The organism is Sorangiineae bacterium MSr11954 (assembly GCA_037157815.1).
Classification (GTDB): Bacteria; Myxococcota_A; Polyangia; order Polyangiales; family Polyangiaceae; genus Pendulispora; species Pendulispora albinea.
Window position 1 is genome coordinate 7,515,585 of the sequence record CP089984.1, and the last position, 15,313, is coordinate 7,530,897.

Annotated in this window: 1 protein-coding gene; it reads left to right on the top strand. The window is 70.4% G+C overall.

The annotated features are described in order from the left end of the window. The first annotated feature begins 148 nt into the window (after window positions 1-148). A complete protein-coding gene (locus LZC94_29115; protein ID WXB11905.1) occupies window positions 149-15,283 on the top strand; it encodes an amino acid adenylation domain-containing protein in 15,135 nt (5,044 codons plus the stop codon). Window positions 15,284-15,313 lie beyond the last annotated feature (30 nt).

Below are 15,313 nucleotides of genomic sequence, written 5' to 3' on the forward strand. Positions count from 1 at the left end.
CGGCGGCGCGCCGGACGACCCGTTTGGCCTCCAACTCGACTGCAATACGGCCATAGATGATCGCAGCCAATCGAAGCCCCCAAATCGGATGTTGGGGAGCTCACCTCTTTACGTCGTCAGGCGTGGAAATAGACGGAACATGTCACGAATGGGCAGCAGTCGACTTCGATTAACGAGCGCGCAGTCGGCCATGTGGTTCGCGCAGCAGCTCGATCGCGACAACCATCGTTACAACATCGGTGAGTACCTCGAAATCCGCGCTGCCGTGGACGCGTCCGCCTTCGAAGCCGCCCTGAGGCAGACCGTCGCCGAGGTCGAAGCGCTGCGGATCCGCGTGGTCTCCGGCGACGGAGGGCCTTGCCAGTGGATCGATGCGGAGGTCGACTGGACCTTGCCCATCGTCGATGTGTCGGGCGAGCCCGATCCGCGCGCGGCCGCCGAGGCCTGGATGCGAGCGGATCTCGCGCGGCCCATCGATCTGACGACCGGACCGTCGTTCGGGTTTGCGCTGTTCGAAATCGCGCCGGATCGCTTCTTCTGGTTTCACCGCAATCATCATATCGCGCTCGATGGATTCGGCTTTACGTTGATCGCCAAACGGGTCTTCGAGGGATACGAAGCCCGCCTGGCCGGGGCGCCCACGCCCCCCCGCCTGCTCGGCCTGCGCGAGATGATCGAGGACGGCGAGCGCTATCGCCTCTCGGCCGACTTCACCGATGACCGCGAGTACTGGACGCGCAAGCTGGCCGATCGTCCCGATCCGGTCACCCTCTCGGGCCGCGCGCCCGAGGTCACCCGCGAGCTCCTCTCGCGGATCGCGCGGATCGATCCCGAGGTGATGAACCGCGTGCGCGACACCGCCAAGAAGGCGCACGTCCCCTGGACGTTCGTGCTGATCTCGGTGGTTGCACTCTACATGCAACGGATCACCGGCGCGCGCGAGGTGATGATCGGCCTGCCGGTGACCACCCGGCGCACCAAGGTCGCGCGCACGGTGCCGGGCATGATGTCCAACGTGGTGCCTCTGCGCCTGTCGCCGCGGCCGGGGATGACGGTGGCGGAGCTCTTGGCCCATACGGCCGAGGAGAGCAAGCAGGCGCTGCGCCATCAGCAGTACCGCCACGAGGATCTCCGGCGCGATCTTGGCGTGGCCACCGATGGATCGCTGGTCGGGGCCATGATCAACATCTTCCCGCCCGATCCCGATCTGCGCGTGGGCGATCATCGGGTGGGCGGGCGCAAGCTGTCGTTCGGGCCGGTCGAGGATCTCTCGATCAGCGTTTACGATGGCGAGGGTGACGATGGGCTCTGCGTGGATTTCCAGGCCCACCCCGAGCACTATCGACCCGAGGTGCTCGAGGCGCACCAGCGGAGGTTTCTGGCGCTGCTCCAGAACGTGGCCAGCGTGCCGCTCGAGCAGCCACTCGGCAGCATCTGCCTCCTGGAGCCGGACGAGCTCGGGCGCGTGCTGGTCGAGTTCAACGACACCGCGCGCGCGATCCCGCCCGTGACCTTGCCCAACCTGTTCGCGAAGCAGGTGCACCAGACCCCCGAGAACGTGGCCGTGGAGTTCTCGGGCGGGCGCCTCACGTACCGCGAGCTCGAGGCGCGCTCCAACCGGCTGGCGCACCTGCTCATCGGTCATGGGATCGGCCCCGAGAGCGTGGTGGCGCTGGCCCTGCCCCGCTCGGTCGAGATGGTGATCGCGCAGCTGGGCGTGCTCAAGGCCGGCGGCGCGTACCTGCCGATCGATCCCGATTACCCGCCGGAGCGCATTCGCTTCATGCTCCGCGATGCCAAGCCGGCCCTCACCATCACCCGGTCGGACGTGGCCGCGCGGCTGCGCGCGATCGATGGCTCGGCGTTCCTGTCGCTCGACGGCGAGGACATGCAGAGCGCCATCGATCGGCAGACGCAGCGGCCGCCGCCGGCCTCGGTGGGCCCGGACAACCTGGCGTACGTCATCTACACGTCGGGCTCCACCGGGCGGCCGAAGGGGGTCGCGGTCACCCACGCGGGCTTGGCGAGCTTCGCGGCCGCGGAGGTCGAGCGCTTTGCGGTCACCCCCGAGAGCCGGGTGCTCTCCTTCTCGTCGCCGAGCTTCGATGCATCGGTGCTCGAGCTGTGCATGGCGCTCCCCACCGGTGCCACCTTGGTGGTGCCGCCCCCGGGTCCTCTGGCCTCGAACGCCTTGGCGAACGTGCTCGACGAGAGCACCATCACGCACGCGCTCATTCCGCCGGCGGCGCTCGCCACCTTGCCGGAGGTGGATCTGCCCCAGCTTCGGACCTTGATCGTGGGCGGCGATGCTTGCTCCAGCGATCTGGTGGAGCGATGGTCCAAGGGGCGCCGCATGGTCAACGCTTACGGGCCGACCGAGTCCACGGTGGTGGCCACCACCAGCGAGCCCCTCTCCGGTTCGCAGACGCCGCCCATCGGGCGGCCCATCGGCAATACGCGCGTGTACGTGCTCGACAGCGCGCTGCGCCCCGTTCCCGTGGGGGTCACGGGCGAGCTTTACATCGCGGGCGCGGGGTTGGCGCGCGGGTACTTGGACCGGCCGGATCTCACGGCCACGCGCTTCGTAGCGGATCCGTATGGCGGGCCCGATGGCCGCATGTACCGCACGGGCGATCTGGCGCGGTGGACCGCCGACGGGGAGCTTACGTTCGTGGGGCGCGCGGACGATCAGGTGAAGATCCGCGGCTTCCGCGTCGAGCTGGGCGAGATCGAGTCGGCCCTCGCCCGCCATCCGGCGCTCGACCGAGCGGCGGTGATCGCGCGCGAGGACCGGCCCGGGCAAAAGCGCCTGGTCGCGTACGTGGTGCCGGCCGCGAAGGACGATCCGCCGAGCACCGAGGCGCTGCGCGCCTTTCTGGCCGAGACCTTGCCCGAGCACATGATCCCGCAGGCGTTCGTGACCTTGGGCGCACTTCCGATTTCGCCCAATGGCAAATTGGATCGCAAAGCGCTGCCCGCGCCCGATCCCACGGCGGCGCGCGCGAACCTCCGCGGGCCGCGCGATCGGCGCGAGGAGATCCTGTGCGCGCTCTTCGCGGAGCTCTTGAACCTGCCGGCCTCTCAGGTGAGCATCGACGATAGCTTCTTCGATTTGGGCGGCGACAGCATCGCGTCGCTGCAGATGGTGAGCCGCGCGCGAACGGCGGGCCTGGCCATCACCCCGCGCGACGTCTTTCAGCATCGGACCGTGGAGGCGCTGGCCACCGTGGCCGGTGTGGTCGATGGGACGGAGCCGGCGGCGGTGGCCGCGCCGGTGGCCACGGATCAAATGGAGGTGGTGCGCGCGGCGCGGCCCGATGCCATCGATGTGTTGCCGCTGTCGCCCTTGCAAAAGGGGCTTCTGTTTCACGCGCTCTACGAGGCCGACGGGCCCGATGTGTACACGGTGCAGCTGCGCATCGACCTGTCGGGGAACCTCGATTCGGAACGCCTGGCCAACGCCGCGCGCGCGCTCCTGCGCCGCCACCCCAATTTGCGCGCGGGCTACTGGGTCGACGGGCTCGCGCAGCCCGCGCAGTTCATCCCCGCCGAGGTGGAGCTGCCCTGGGCGGATCGCGATCTCGCGGGGCTGGAGCCGGAGGCGCGGGAGGCGGCGCTCGCGCGGTTCATCGCGGAGGACCAAGCGCGAAGGTTCGATATGACGGTACCGCCGCTCATGCGATTTACGCTCTTTCGCGTGGAGGAGGGCCGCTATCACCTGGTGCTGACGAACCATCATATCTTGCTCGATGGTTGGTCGACGGCCGTGCTCTTTCAGGAGCTATTTGCCATTTACCGGCAGCGAAACGGCGACGCGGGTCTGCCCAAACCGACGCCGTACCGCGATTATTTGAATTGGCTCGGTACGCGCGATCGCGCGGCGGCCGAGGCGGCGTGGCGCGAGGCGCTCGCGGGGTTCGACGAGCCGACCCGGATCGCCCGGAGCAGCCACGGGCATGCACCCGCTACGCCGGAGCGTGTGACGGTGGATGCGTCCGAGGAGCTGACGGCGGCGCTGACCCGTGAGGCGCGCGCGCGGGGCTTGACCATGAACACCTTGGTGGAGGGGGCGTGGGCGCTCTTGTTGGCCCGGTCGACCGGCCGCAACGACGTGGCCTTCGGGACCACGGTGTCGGGCCGTCCGCCCGAGATCGCCGGGGTGGAGTCGATGGTCGGGTTGTTCATCAATACGCTGCCGGTGCGCGTGAAGCTCGATCCGATGGAGCCGTTCGCCGCGGTCTTGGCGCGGCTGCAAGATCAGCAATCGGAGCTGATGGCGCACGAGCACCTGGGGCTGACGGAGATTCAGCGGCTGGCCGGGGTGGGCGAGCTGTTCGACACCCTGGCCGTGTTCGAGAACTATCCGATCGATTCGGCCACCGCCGAGGGCCGCCGCGAGCTGGCCGAGGACTTGAAGTTCGCCGGCTTCGACGGCGGCGATGCCACGCATTATCCGCTGACCCTGGTGACCTTGCCGGGCTCGCGCCTGCGTTTCCGGTTTGGGTTCCTCCCCGGGGCCATCGCGCGCGCGGCGGTGGAGGCCATGTGCGAGCAGTTCGTCCGGCTGCTCACGGACATGGCGACCGATCTGGCGCAGCCCGTGGGGCACGTGGGTCGCTCGCCGGACATGACGCCGGCCGAGCGGCAGCGCGTGCTGGTGGAGTGGAACGACACCGCGCGCGCGATACCGCCTTTGACCTTGCCGCAGATGTTCGAGGCGCAGGTGGCGCGAACGCCCGATGCGGTGGCGGTGCGATGCGCGAGCCCGGCGCCCGAGGTCCTCACCTATGCGGAGCTGAATGCGCGGGCCAATCGGCTGGCGCGGGCGCTCATCGCGCAGGGCGCGGGGCCGGAGCGGTTCGTCGCCTTGGCGCTGCCGCGCTCCGTGGACTTGATCGTGGCGGCGCTGGCGGTGTGGAAGGCGGGCGCCGCGTATGTGCCGCTCGATCCGAAGTATCCGGCGGACCGGATCGCGTTCCTCATCGAGGACGCGCGGCCCGAGCTGGTGGTGAGCACCGTGGCCGTCGCCGAGGAGCGGCGCCAGCAAGACGGCACGTCGTGGCTGCGGGTGGACGAGCCGGAGACGGCGGCGGCGATCGCGGGGCGTTCGGACGGCAATGTCGTGGACGCGGAGCGAAGGCAGCGGCTCTCGCCCGAGCACGCGGCGTATGTCATTTACACGTCGGGATCGACGGGGCGGCCCAAGGGGGTGCTGATCGCGCACGAGAGCGTGGTGAGCCTCGCGGGGTGGGCGGCGGCGGAGTTTGGCGCGGCCGGGCTGTCGCACGTGATGGCGTCGACCTCGCTCAACTTCGATGTGTCCGTGTTCGAGCTGTATTGCCCTTTGATGATGGGCGGCTCGATCGCGATCGTGCGCGATCTGCTGGCGCTGGCGGAGCAGCCGGCGGCGGCCGTGAGCGTGATCAGCGGCGTTCCTTCGGTGTTCACGCAGCTGCTCGGGCAAGGCGGGTTGACCTTGCGCGCGGGCACCGTGGTGCTCGCAGGCGAGGCGCTCACGGCGCGCGCGGTGCGCGAGGTGCGGGCGGCGTTGCCCGAGAGCCGGATCGCCAACTTGTACGGGCCGACGGAGACCACCGTGTATGCGACGGCGTGGTTCCGCGAGCCGGGCGCGGAGCTCGATGACGATGCCCCGCCCCCGATAGGCCGTCCGCTGGACAATACGCGGCTGTACGTGCTCGACGATGCGCTGCGGCCGGTGGCGCCGGGGGTCAAGGGAGAGCTCTACATCGGCGGGCGCGGGCTCGCGCGCGGCTATCACCGCCGGCCGGATCTCACGGCCTCGCGGTTCGTGGCGAACCCGTTCGAGGGGCCGGGCGCGCGCATGTACCGCACGGGGGACGTGGTGCGATGGAACGCGCAGGGGGAGATCGAGTACCTCGGGCGCAGCGACGAGCAGGTCAAGATCCGGGGGTTTCGCATCGAGCTGGGCGAAATCGAGGCGGCCCTCGCCAAACATCCGAATGTTGCCCAAGCAGCGGTCGTGGTCCGCGAGGACTCGCCGGGCAACAAGCGCCTGGTCGCCTATGTGGTCGACGCTGCCGGTGCCAACGAGCTAAACGAGCTAAACGAGACGGCGCTCCGCGACTTCGTCGCCGAGGGGCTGCCCGAGTACATGGTGCCCGGCGCCATCGTGGTGCTCGACGCCTTCCCGCTGACTTCGAGCGGCAAGCTCGATCGCAAGGCGCTGCCGGCCCCGGATTTCGCCACGGCAAAGACCGCGCACCGAGGCCCGCGCACACCGCAGGAGCAGATCCTGTGCGGCCTGTTCGCGGAGCTCTTGAACCTCCCGAACGTGGGGATCGACGATAGCTTCTTCGACCGCGGCGGCGACAGCATCGTCTCCATCCAGCTCGCCTCGCGCGCCCGCGCCGCCGGCCTGGCGCTCACGCCGCGCGACGTCTTCCAGCAGAAGACGGTGGAGGCGCTGGCCGCGGTGGCCGGCGTGGTGCCCGACGTGCCGCTCGCCACGGCGGCCGCCGCGAGCTCCGCGCTCGGCATCTCCAACGAACAAATGCGGATCGTGCGCGAGGCGCGCCCGGACGCCACCGACGTTTTGCCGCTCTCGCCGCTCCAGCGCGGGCTGCTGTTCCACGCCCTCTACGACGATCGCCATCGCGACGTGTACAACGTGCAGTTCCGGCTCGACTTGGAGGGCCAGCTCGAGCCCGCGCGCCTCTTGGCCGCCGCCACGACCCTCTTGCGCCGCCACCCCAACCTGCGCGCAGGCTTTTGGACCTCCGGGCTGGAGCAGCCGGTGCAGTTCGTTCCGGAGGCCGCCGCGCCGGCGTGGTCCGAGCGCGATCTCTCGGCGCTGGAGCCAAAGGAGCGGGACGCGGAGCTCCTGCGCATCATCGACGAGGACCACACGCGGCGCTTCGATATGACGGCGCCGCCGCTCCTTCGTTTCACCTTGGTGCGCCTCGCGCCCCGGCGCTACCAGTTCATCCTGACCAACCATCATATCCTCCTCGACGGCTGGTCGATGCCGCTGGTGCTGCGCGAGCTGCTCACGCTCTACGAGCGCCACGGGGACGCGACGAACCTCCCCGCGCCGACGCCGTATCGCGACTACTTGGCGTGGCTCGGCACGCGCGATCGCGACCTCGCCAAGGCCGCATGGCAAGACGCGCTCGCGGGGCTCGATGGCCCGACCCGGCTTTCGCGCGCGGACGCCGTCCAAGGCCCCGTCATGCCCGAGCGCCTGAGCATCGATCTGTCGGCCGAGCTCACGGGCCGGCTGCGCGAGCAGGCGCGCAGCCACGGTGTCACCCTCGCCACGGTCCTTCAGGCCGCGTGGGCCCTGGTGCTCGGCTTGTGGACGGGCAAGAACGACGTGGTCTTCGGCACCACGGTGTCCGGCCGGCCGGCGGAGATCCCGGGGGTCGAGGCGATGGTGGGCCTCTTCATCAACACCCTGCCCGTCCGCGTGCGGATGAAGGCGGCCGAGACGCTGTCGGCCCTGCTCGTGCGGCTCCAGGACGAGCAGTCGGCCCTCATGGCGCACCAGCACGTGGGGCTGACCGAGATCCAGAACCTCGCCGGCTCGGGCGAGCTGTTCGACACCTTGGTGGTGCTCGAGAACTTCCCCTTGGATCGCGGCGCCCTCCCCTTCCAAGAGGAGGATCTCGCCTTGACCGGCATCGGCGGGCAGGACGCGACGCACTACCCGCTCAGCGTGGTGGGCATCCCGGCCGGCGAGCAGCTGCGCATCGATTTGAACTACCGCCCCGATCTGTTCGACCGCGCCACCATCGCCGCGCTCGGCGAGAAGCTGCAGCAGGCGTTTTGCGTCCTGGCCTTCGATCCCGCGCGCGAGATGGGCAAGGTCGATCTGCTGGACCTGACCGAGCGCACGCGCCTGCTGGTCGAGTGGAACGACACGGCCCGCGCCATCCCTGCCGCGACGCTGCCGAACATGTTCGCGCAGCAGGTTGATCGGACGCCCGATCACGTGGCCGTGGAGCACGGCGGCGAGCGTCTGACGTACCGCGAGCTCGAGGCGCGCGCGAATCGCCTCGCGTACCTGCTCTCGGGTCGCGGCGTGGGCCCGGAGAAGATCGTGGCGCTGCTCCTGCCGCGGTCCCTCGACATGGTGGTCGCGCAGCTGGGGGTGCTCAAGGCGGGCGCCGCGTACTTGCCCATCGATCCCGACTATCCGGCGGAGCGCGTTCGCTTCATGATCGACGACGCCAAGCCCGCGCTGGCCATCACCCGCAGCGACGTCGCCGCCACGTCCCTGGCGACGGGCGCCACGGCGTGGCTGCTCTTCGACGGCGACGATGCGCGCGGCGCCTTTGCGCGAACGAGCGATCGACCGCCGGCGGCGCCCTTGCACCCGCGCAACCTGGCGTACGTGATTTACACCTCGGGCTCCACGGGCCAGCCCAAAGGCGTCGCGGTCAGCCACGCGGGCCTGGCCAGCTTCGCGGCGGCGGAGGTCGAGCGCTTTGCCGTCACGGACAGCAGCCGGATCCTGGCCTTTTCATCGCCGAGCTTCGACGCGTCGGTGCTCGAGCTCTGCATGGCGCTCACCACCGGCGCCACCTTGGTGGTCCCGCCGCCCGGCCCCCTGCTGGGCGACGCGCTGGGCGCCGCGCTCGGCGAGCACGCGATCACGCACACCTTGATCCCGCCCGCGGCCCTGGCGACCCTTCCCGAGATTGAGCTCCCGGCGCTTCGAACGTTGATCGTGGGCGGCGATGCGTGCTCGGGCGAGCTTACCGCGCGCTGGTCGAAGGGCCGGCGCATGGTGAACGCCTACGGTCCGACCGAGTCGACCGTGGTGGCCACCACCAGCGGGGCCATCTTCGGCTCGGAGACGCCGGCCATCGGCCGGCCCATCGTCAACACGCGCGTCTATGTCCTCGACGGCGCCCTGCGGCCGGTGCCGGCCGGCGTGACGGGCGAGCTTTACATCGCCGGCGCCGGGCTGGCGCGCGGCTATCTGGCGCGCCCGGGCCTCACCGCCGAGCGCTTCGTCGCCGACCCGTTCGCGGGTGAAGGCGGCGCCCGCGACGGAGCCGCCCGCGACGGAGCCGCCCGCGACGGAGCCGCCCGCGACGGAGCCGGGGCGCGCATGTACCGCACCGGCGATCTGGCGCAGTGGACGGCCGCGGGCGAGCTCGTGTTCGTGGGCCGCGCCGACGATCAGGTGAAGATCCGCGGCTTTCGCATCGAGCTCGGCGAGGTCGAGGCGGTGCTGGGACGTCACCCCGATGTCGCCCAGGTGGCCGTGATGGCCCACGCGGATCGCGCCGGGAGCAAGCGGCTGATCGCCTATGTGGTGGCGCGCCAGGGGGAGCTCGATCCATCGGAGGTGCGCGAGCACGCCGCGAAGACCTTGCCTGAGCACATGATCCCGCCGATCTTCGTGATGCTCGACGCGCTGCCGCTGAACGCCAGCGGCAAGGTGGACCGCAAGGCCCTGCCCGCGCCGCGAACGGGGGGAACGTCGCGCCGTGCTGCGCGCGCGCCGCGCTCCCCGCAGGAGCAGGTGCTCTGCCGCCTCTTCGCCGAGGTGCTCCACCTTTCGCCCGCCCGCCCGCCGAGCATCGACGACAGCTTCTTCGAGCTGGGTGGCGACAGCATCGTCTCGATCCAGCTCGTGAGCCGCGCGCGCGCGGCGGGCCTGGTGCTCACCCCGCGCGACGTGTTCCAGCACAAAACGGTGGAGGCGCTGGCCGCGCACGCCCAGGCCACCGCGCAGTTCGTCCCGCCCGAGCCCGACGAGGGCATCGGCGAGGTGGCCCTCACGCCCATCATGCGCTGGCTGCGCGAGCTGGGCGGGCCGGTGGACGGCTTCTATCAGTCGATGCTCTTGCAGGTACCGGCCGGGGCCTCGCTCGATCGCCTCCGGGAGACGCTCCACGCCGTGATCGATCACCACGACGCGCTGCGCATGCACCTGACGCGCTCCCCGAGCAACGATTGGTCGCTCTGGATCGCCCCGCGCGGCGAGGCCATGGTCCCGATGCAACGGGTCGATATCTCCGGCGTGGCGGCCGAGCGGCTCCCCTCGATGCTCGCCGAGCACGTGAGCGCGGCCCAAGCGCGCCTCGCGCCCGAGGACGGCGTGATGCTGCAGGCGGTGTGGTTCGACGCGGGCGCGCGAAGGCCGGGGCGCCTGCTGCTCGTGCTGCACCACTTGGTGGTGGACGGCGTGTCGTGGCGCATCCTGGTCTCGGATCTGACCCGCGCTTGGAGCGCCCTCGCGCAAGGCCGGGCGCCCGCGCTCGCGCCGGTGGGCACCTCGTTCCGCACGTGGTCGACGAGGCTGCACGAGCTGGCGCGAAGCCCGGCGCGCGTGCGCGAGCTGCCGAAGTGGTCGGCCATCCTGGACGGCCCCGATCCGAGGCTGACGGAGCGCCCGCTCGATCCGGCGTTGCACACGGTGAGCACGGCGCGCGCGCTCACCTTGACCCTTCCGCCCGAGCGCACGGCGCCGCTGCTCACCAAGGTGGGCGCCAAGTTCCACGCGGGCATCAACGACGTGCTGTTGACGGGTCTCGCGCTGGCCGTCGCCCAATGGCGCGAGCAGCGCGCGATCCACCATCGCACGGACGTCCTGCTCGATCTGGAGGGCCATGGCCGCGAGGACGTCGTCCCCGGCGCCGATCTCGCGCAGACCGTGGGCTGGTTCACCAGCGCCTTCCCCGTTCGCCTCGATCCAGGGCCGGTCACCCAGGCGGACCGCCTCTCGGGCGGCGCGGGGCTCGGGTGCGCGTTGAAGCGGGTGAAAGAGCAGCTTCACGCGATCGCCGATCACGGCATCGGCTTCGGCCTGCTCCGCCACTTGAACCCCGAGACGGCACCGCAATTGACCCGCGAGCACGAGCCGCAGCTGGGGTTCAACTACCTCGGTCGCTTCCCGGCGGTGGCCAAACAAGCCGATTGGGCCCCCGCGCCGGAGGCCGGCGGTCTCGGCGGCGGCGGCGACGCGAAGATGCCGGTCGCGCACGTGCTCGACGTCAACGCCATGACCCTCGACCATGCCGATGGTCCGCGCCTCACCGCCCACTGGTCGTACCCCGAGGGCCTGCTCTCCGACGACGACGTGCGCGCCTTGGCCGAAGCGTGGTTCGATTGGCTGAACGCGCTGGTCGCGCACGCCGCCCGCCCGGAGGCAGGCGGCTTCACCCCCAGCGATCTCCCGCTCGTCGCCTTGTCGCAAGAGGCCATCGAGCAGCTGGAGGCCGCGCGCCCGGATCTCGCCGACGTGGTGTCGCTCTCCCCGCTGCAAAAGGGCTTCCTCTTCCACGCGCTCTACGACGATGGCGGCCCCGATGTGTACGCGGTGCAGTTCGGCCTCGACCTCGCGGGGCCGGTAGAGCCCTCGCGCCTCGCCCTCGCCGCGCGCACCTTGCTGCGCCGCCATCCGAATTTGTGCGCGGGCTTCTGGACCGCCGATCTCGAGGAGCCGGTGCAGTTCATTCCTTCGGCGCCCCCGCTGCCCTGGGCCGAGCACGATCTATCGGCGCTCGATCCGGTCGCGCGCGAGGCCGAGTTCGCGCGGCTCCTCGCCGAGGATCGCGCGCGCCCCTTCGATATGGCGGCCCCGCCGCTGATGCGCTTTGCGCTCATTCGGCTGGAGCCTTTGCGCTATCGGCTGCTGATCACGAACCACCATATCCTCTTCGACGGCTGGTCGCTCCCCATCCTTTTGCGCGAGCTGTTCGTGCTCTACGAGCAGCGCGGGGCCGAGACGGGGTTGCCGCGGCCGACCCCGTACCGGGAGTACCTCTCGTGGCTCGCGTCGCGGGACGTCGATGCGGCCAAGAGCGCGTGGCGCGACGCCTTGTCGGAGATCGACGAGCCGACGTACGTGGCCAAGACGTCGATCGTGCGGCGCGGCGAGCCGCGGAGCTCGGATCGCGCCGCCATCCCGGAGCGCGTGGCCTTGGCGCTGACCCCGGAGCTTACCGGCGAGCTTCGTGAGCGGGCGCGCGCCCAGAACGTCACCTTGGCCACGGTGCTGGAGGTGGCGTGGGCCGTCGTGCTCGGGCTCTGGACGGGCAAGGACGACGTGGTGTTTGGAACGACCGTGTCGGGCCGTCCGCCCGAGGTGAGCGGGGTGGAGTCGATGGTCGGTTTGTTCATCAACACCGTCCCCGTTCGCGTGCGGCTCGATCCCACCAAGTCGCTGGGCTCCGTGCTGGAGCAGCTGCACCAGGAGCAGGGTGAGCTCATGGCGCACCATCACCTGGGGCTGACCGACATCCGGCTCGCGGCCGGGGTGAGCGACCTCTTCGACACCTTGGTCGTGCTGGAGAGCTACCCGCTCGACTCCGGGACCTTGCGCTTCCCCGAGGACCAGGTGCAGCTCACGGCGCTCCATACGCAGGACGCCACGCACTATCCGCTGAGCGTCATCGCCATCCCCGGCGAGCAGCTGCGCATCGATTTGAGCTACCGCTCCGACGTGTTCGAGCGAAGCACCATCGACGCGCTGAAGCAGCGCCTCGAGCAGGTGCTGTGGGTCCTCGCCTCCGCGCCCGAGTCGCGGCTCGGGCACATCGACCTTCTGGGGCCGGAGGAGCGTCAGAAGGTGCTGGTGGCGTTCAACCAGACCGCGCACCACGTCCCGCCGGTGACCTTGCCGGATCTCTTCGCCGAGCAGGTGCGCCGCACGCCGCAGGCGGTGGCCGTGATCGCGGAGGGGGCCTCGCTGTCCTACGCGGAGCTCGACGAGCGCGCGAACCGGCTGGCGCGGCTGCTCATCGCGTGGGGCGCGGGCCCCGAGCGGCTCGTGGCGTTGGCGCTGCCGCGCTCGGCGGATCTGGTGATGGCGTCGCTGGCCGTCTGGAAGGCGGGCGCCGCCTATGTGCCGATCGATCCGCGCTACCCGGCGGAGCGCATCGCCTTTTTGCTGAAGGACGCGCAGCCCGCGCTGGTCGTGAGCACGCGCGCCGTCGCCGCCGAGCTGCGCGCGAGCGAAGACACCTCGTGGTTGATCGTCGACGACGAGGAGACGCACGTGGGCCTCGCCGCCAAGTCCAGCCGCTACGTCTCCAACGCCGATCGCAAGGCGCCCCTCACCCCGCAGCACGCCGCCTATGTGATCTACACGTCCGGCTCCACCGGGCGGCCCAAAGGTGTGGTGGTCGCGCACGAAAACGTGGTCGCCCTCGCGGGCTGGGCGGCGCTGGAGTTCGGCGCCTCCGGGCTGTCGCGCGTGGTCGCCTCCACCTCGCTCAACTTCGATGTTTCGGTGTTCGAGCTGTTTTGCCCGCTCATGGTCGGCGGCAGCATCGAAATCGTGCGCGATCTGCTGGCGCTGGGCGAGCTCTCTGCGACCGCCGACGCGAACACGGCCGCCGATGCGAACACGGCCACCGACGCGCCGGCGCGCGAGGCGAGCTTGATCAGCGGTGTGCCCTCCGTGTTCGCGCAGCTGGTCGCACAAGGGAGCCTGGCGGTCCGCGCAGGCACGGTGGTGCTCGCGGGCGAGGCGCTCTCGGCGCGCGCCGCGCACGACATCCGCGCGGCGCTGCCCGGGAGCCGGATCGCGAACATCTACGGTCCCACCGAAGCCACCGTGTACGCGACGGCGTGGTTCCGAAACGCCGACGCGGCGCTCGGGGCCGACGAGGCGCCGCCGATTGGAAAGCCGATCACGAACACGCGCGCCTATGTGCTCGACGCGGCGCTCCGGCCGGTGCCCCCGGGGGTGAGCGGAGAGCTCTACATCGGCGGCGCCGGCCTCGCGCGCGGCTACCTCCGCAGGCCCGATCAGACGGCGGAGCGGTTCGTGGCCAACCCCTTCGAAGGCCCCGGCTCACGCATGTACCGCACGGGCGACATCGTGCGCTGGAACGAGGCGGGCGAGCTCGAATACCTCGGCCGCACCGACGAACAAGTGAAGATCCGCGGCTTCCGCATCGAGCTGGGCGAGATCGAGGCGGCCCTCGCCCAGCACCAAAATGTTGCCCAGGCAGCGGTCATCGTGCGCGAGGATCCGCCCGGAAACAAACGGCTGGTCGCATACGTCGTGTGCGACGGCGACGAGGTCGAGCCCCCGCGCGCGGCCGATCTTCGGGCCTTCGTGGCCCGTACGCTCCCCGAGCACATGGTCCCCGCGGCCGTGGTCCTCCTCGACGCGTTCCCTCTGACGTCCAGCGGCAAGCTGGATCGCAAGGCTCTCCCCGCGCCGGCCTTCGCCGCGGAGCCGGCCTCGCGGCGCGACCCGCGCACCCCGCGCGAGCAGCTGCTCTGCGATCTGTTCGCCGAGGTGCTGGGGATCCCGCAGGTGGGGATCGACGACGACTTCTTCCACCACGGCGGCCACTCGCTGCTCGCCACCACCCTCGTCGCCCGCATCCGCACGACCTTGGGGGTCGCGTTGAACATCCGCGCCCTGCTCGAGCATCCCACCGTCGCCCAGCTCGCCGCCGCGCTCGATTCGGGCACCCCGCACACGTACGATCCGCTGGACGTGCTCTTGCCACTGCGCCGCACCGGAGCGCAGCATCCGCTGTTTTGCTTGCCCCCGGTGGTGGGCATCGGCTGGGGGTACTCCGGGCTCTTGCGGCACTTGCCCGCAGACCAACCGGTGTACGCCCTGCAAGCGCGCGGTCTTGCCCGCGACGAGGAGCTGCCGAGCTCGATGGATGCGGTCGTTCAGGATTACCTTGCGCAGATCCGCGCGGTTCAACCAACCGGACCGTATTCACTCCTCGGTTGGTCCCTGGGTGGCACGATCGCCCACCGCATCGCGGCGGAGCTGCAAGCCGCGGGCGAAGAGGTCGCACTCTTGGCGCTGCTCGACTCCGCGCCCAACCCGTCGGGGCTACCCCTGCCCCATGGCCTGCCGTTGCGCGCGCTCGAGCGCGAGAACGCGAGCGAGCGCGAGAATGCGAGCGAGAGCGAGAACACGAGCGAGAGCGAGAACACGAGCGGCCGATACGAGCAAAACCTACTCGCCACCATCCTGGCCATGGGCGGCCGCGCGATGGGCGAGCTCCCCGAGAAGCACGTGGCGGCCCTGCGCCGGGTGACCATGAACGCGGCCACCCAGGTGATCCCCTCGATCGAGCAAAGCCCGCCCCGCCCGTTCCAAGGCGACGTGCTGCTCTTCGTCGCCGGGCGCCAGCACGAGGACCCGGCGGCGCTCGCCTCGGTGTGGGCGCCGCATATCGAAGGACGAATCGAGACACATATCGTGGATTGCGGCCATCATGAGATGACGCACCCCGAGCCGATTGCCCATATCGGCCGTGCACTGACCAACCAACTACGTCACCTCCGCCCGCGTGGATCGCGCTGATCGCGTGAACCGCGTCGAAGGATGACGACC

Coding starts and splice junctions, on each gene's coding strand:
- LZC94_29115 (WXB11905.1), top strand. CDS start 149: ATGGGCAGCAGTCGACTTCGATTAACGAGCGCGCAGTCGGCCATGTGG.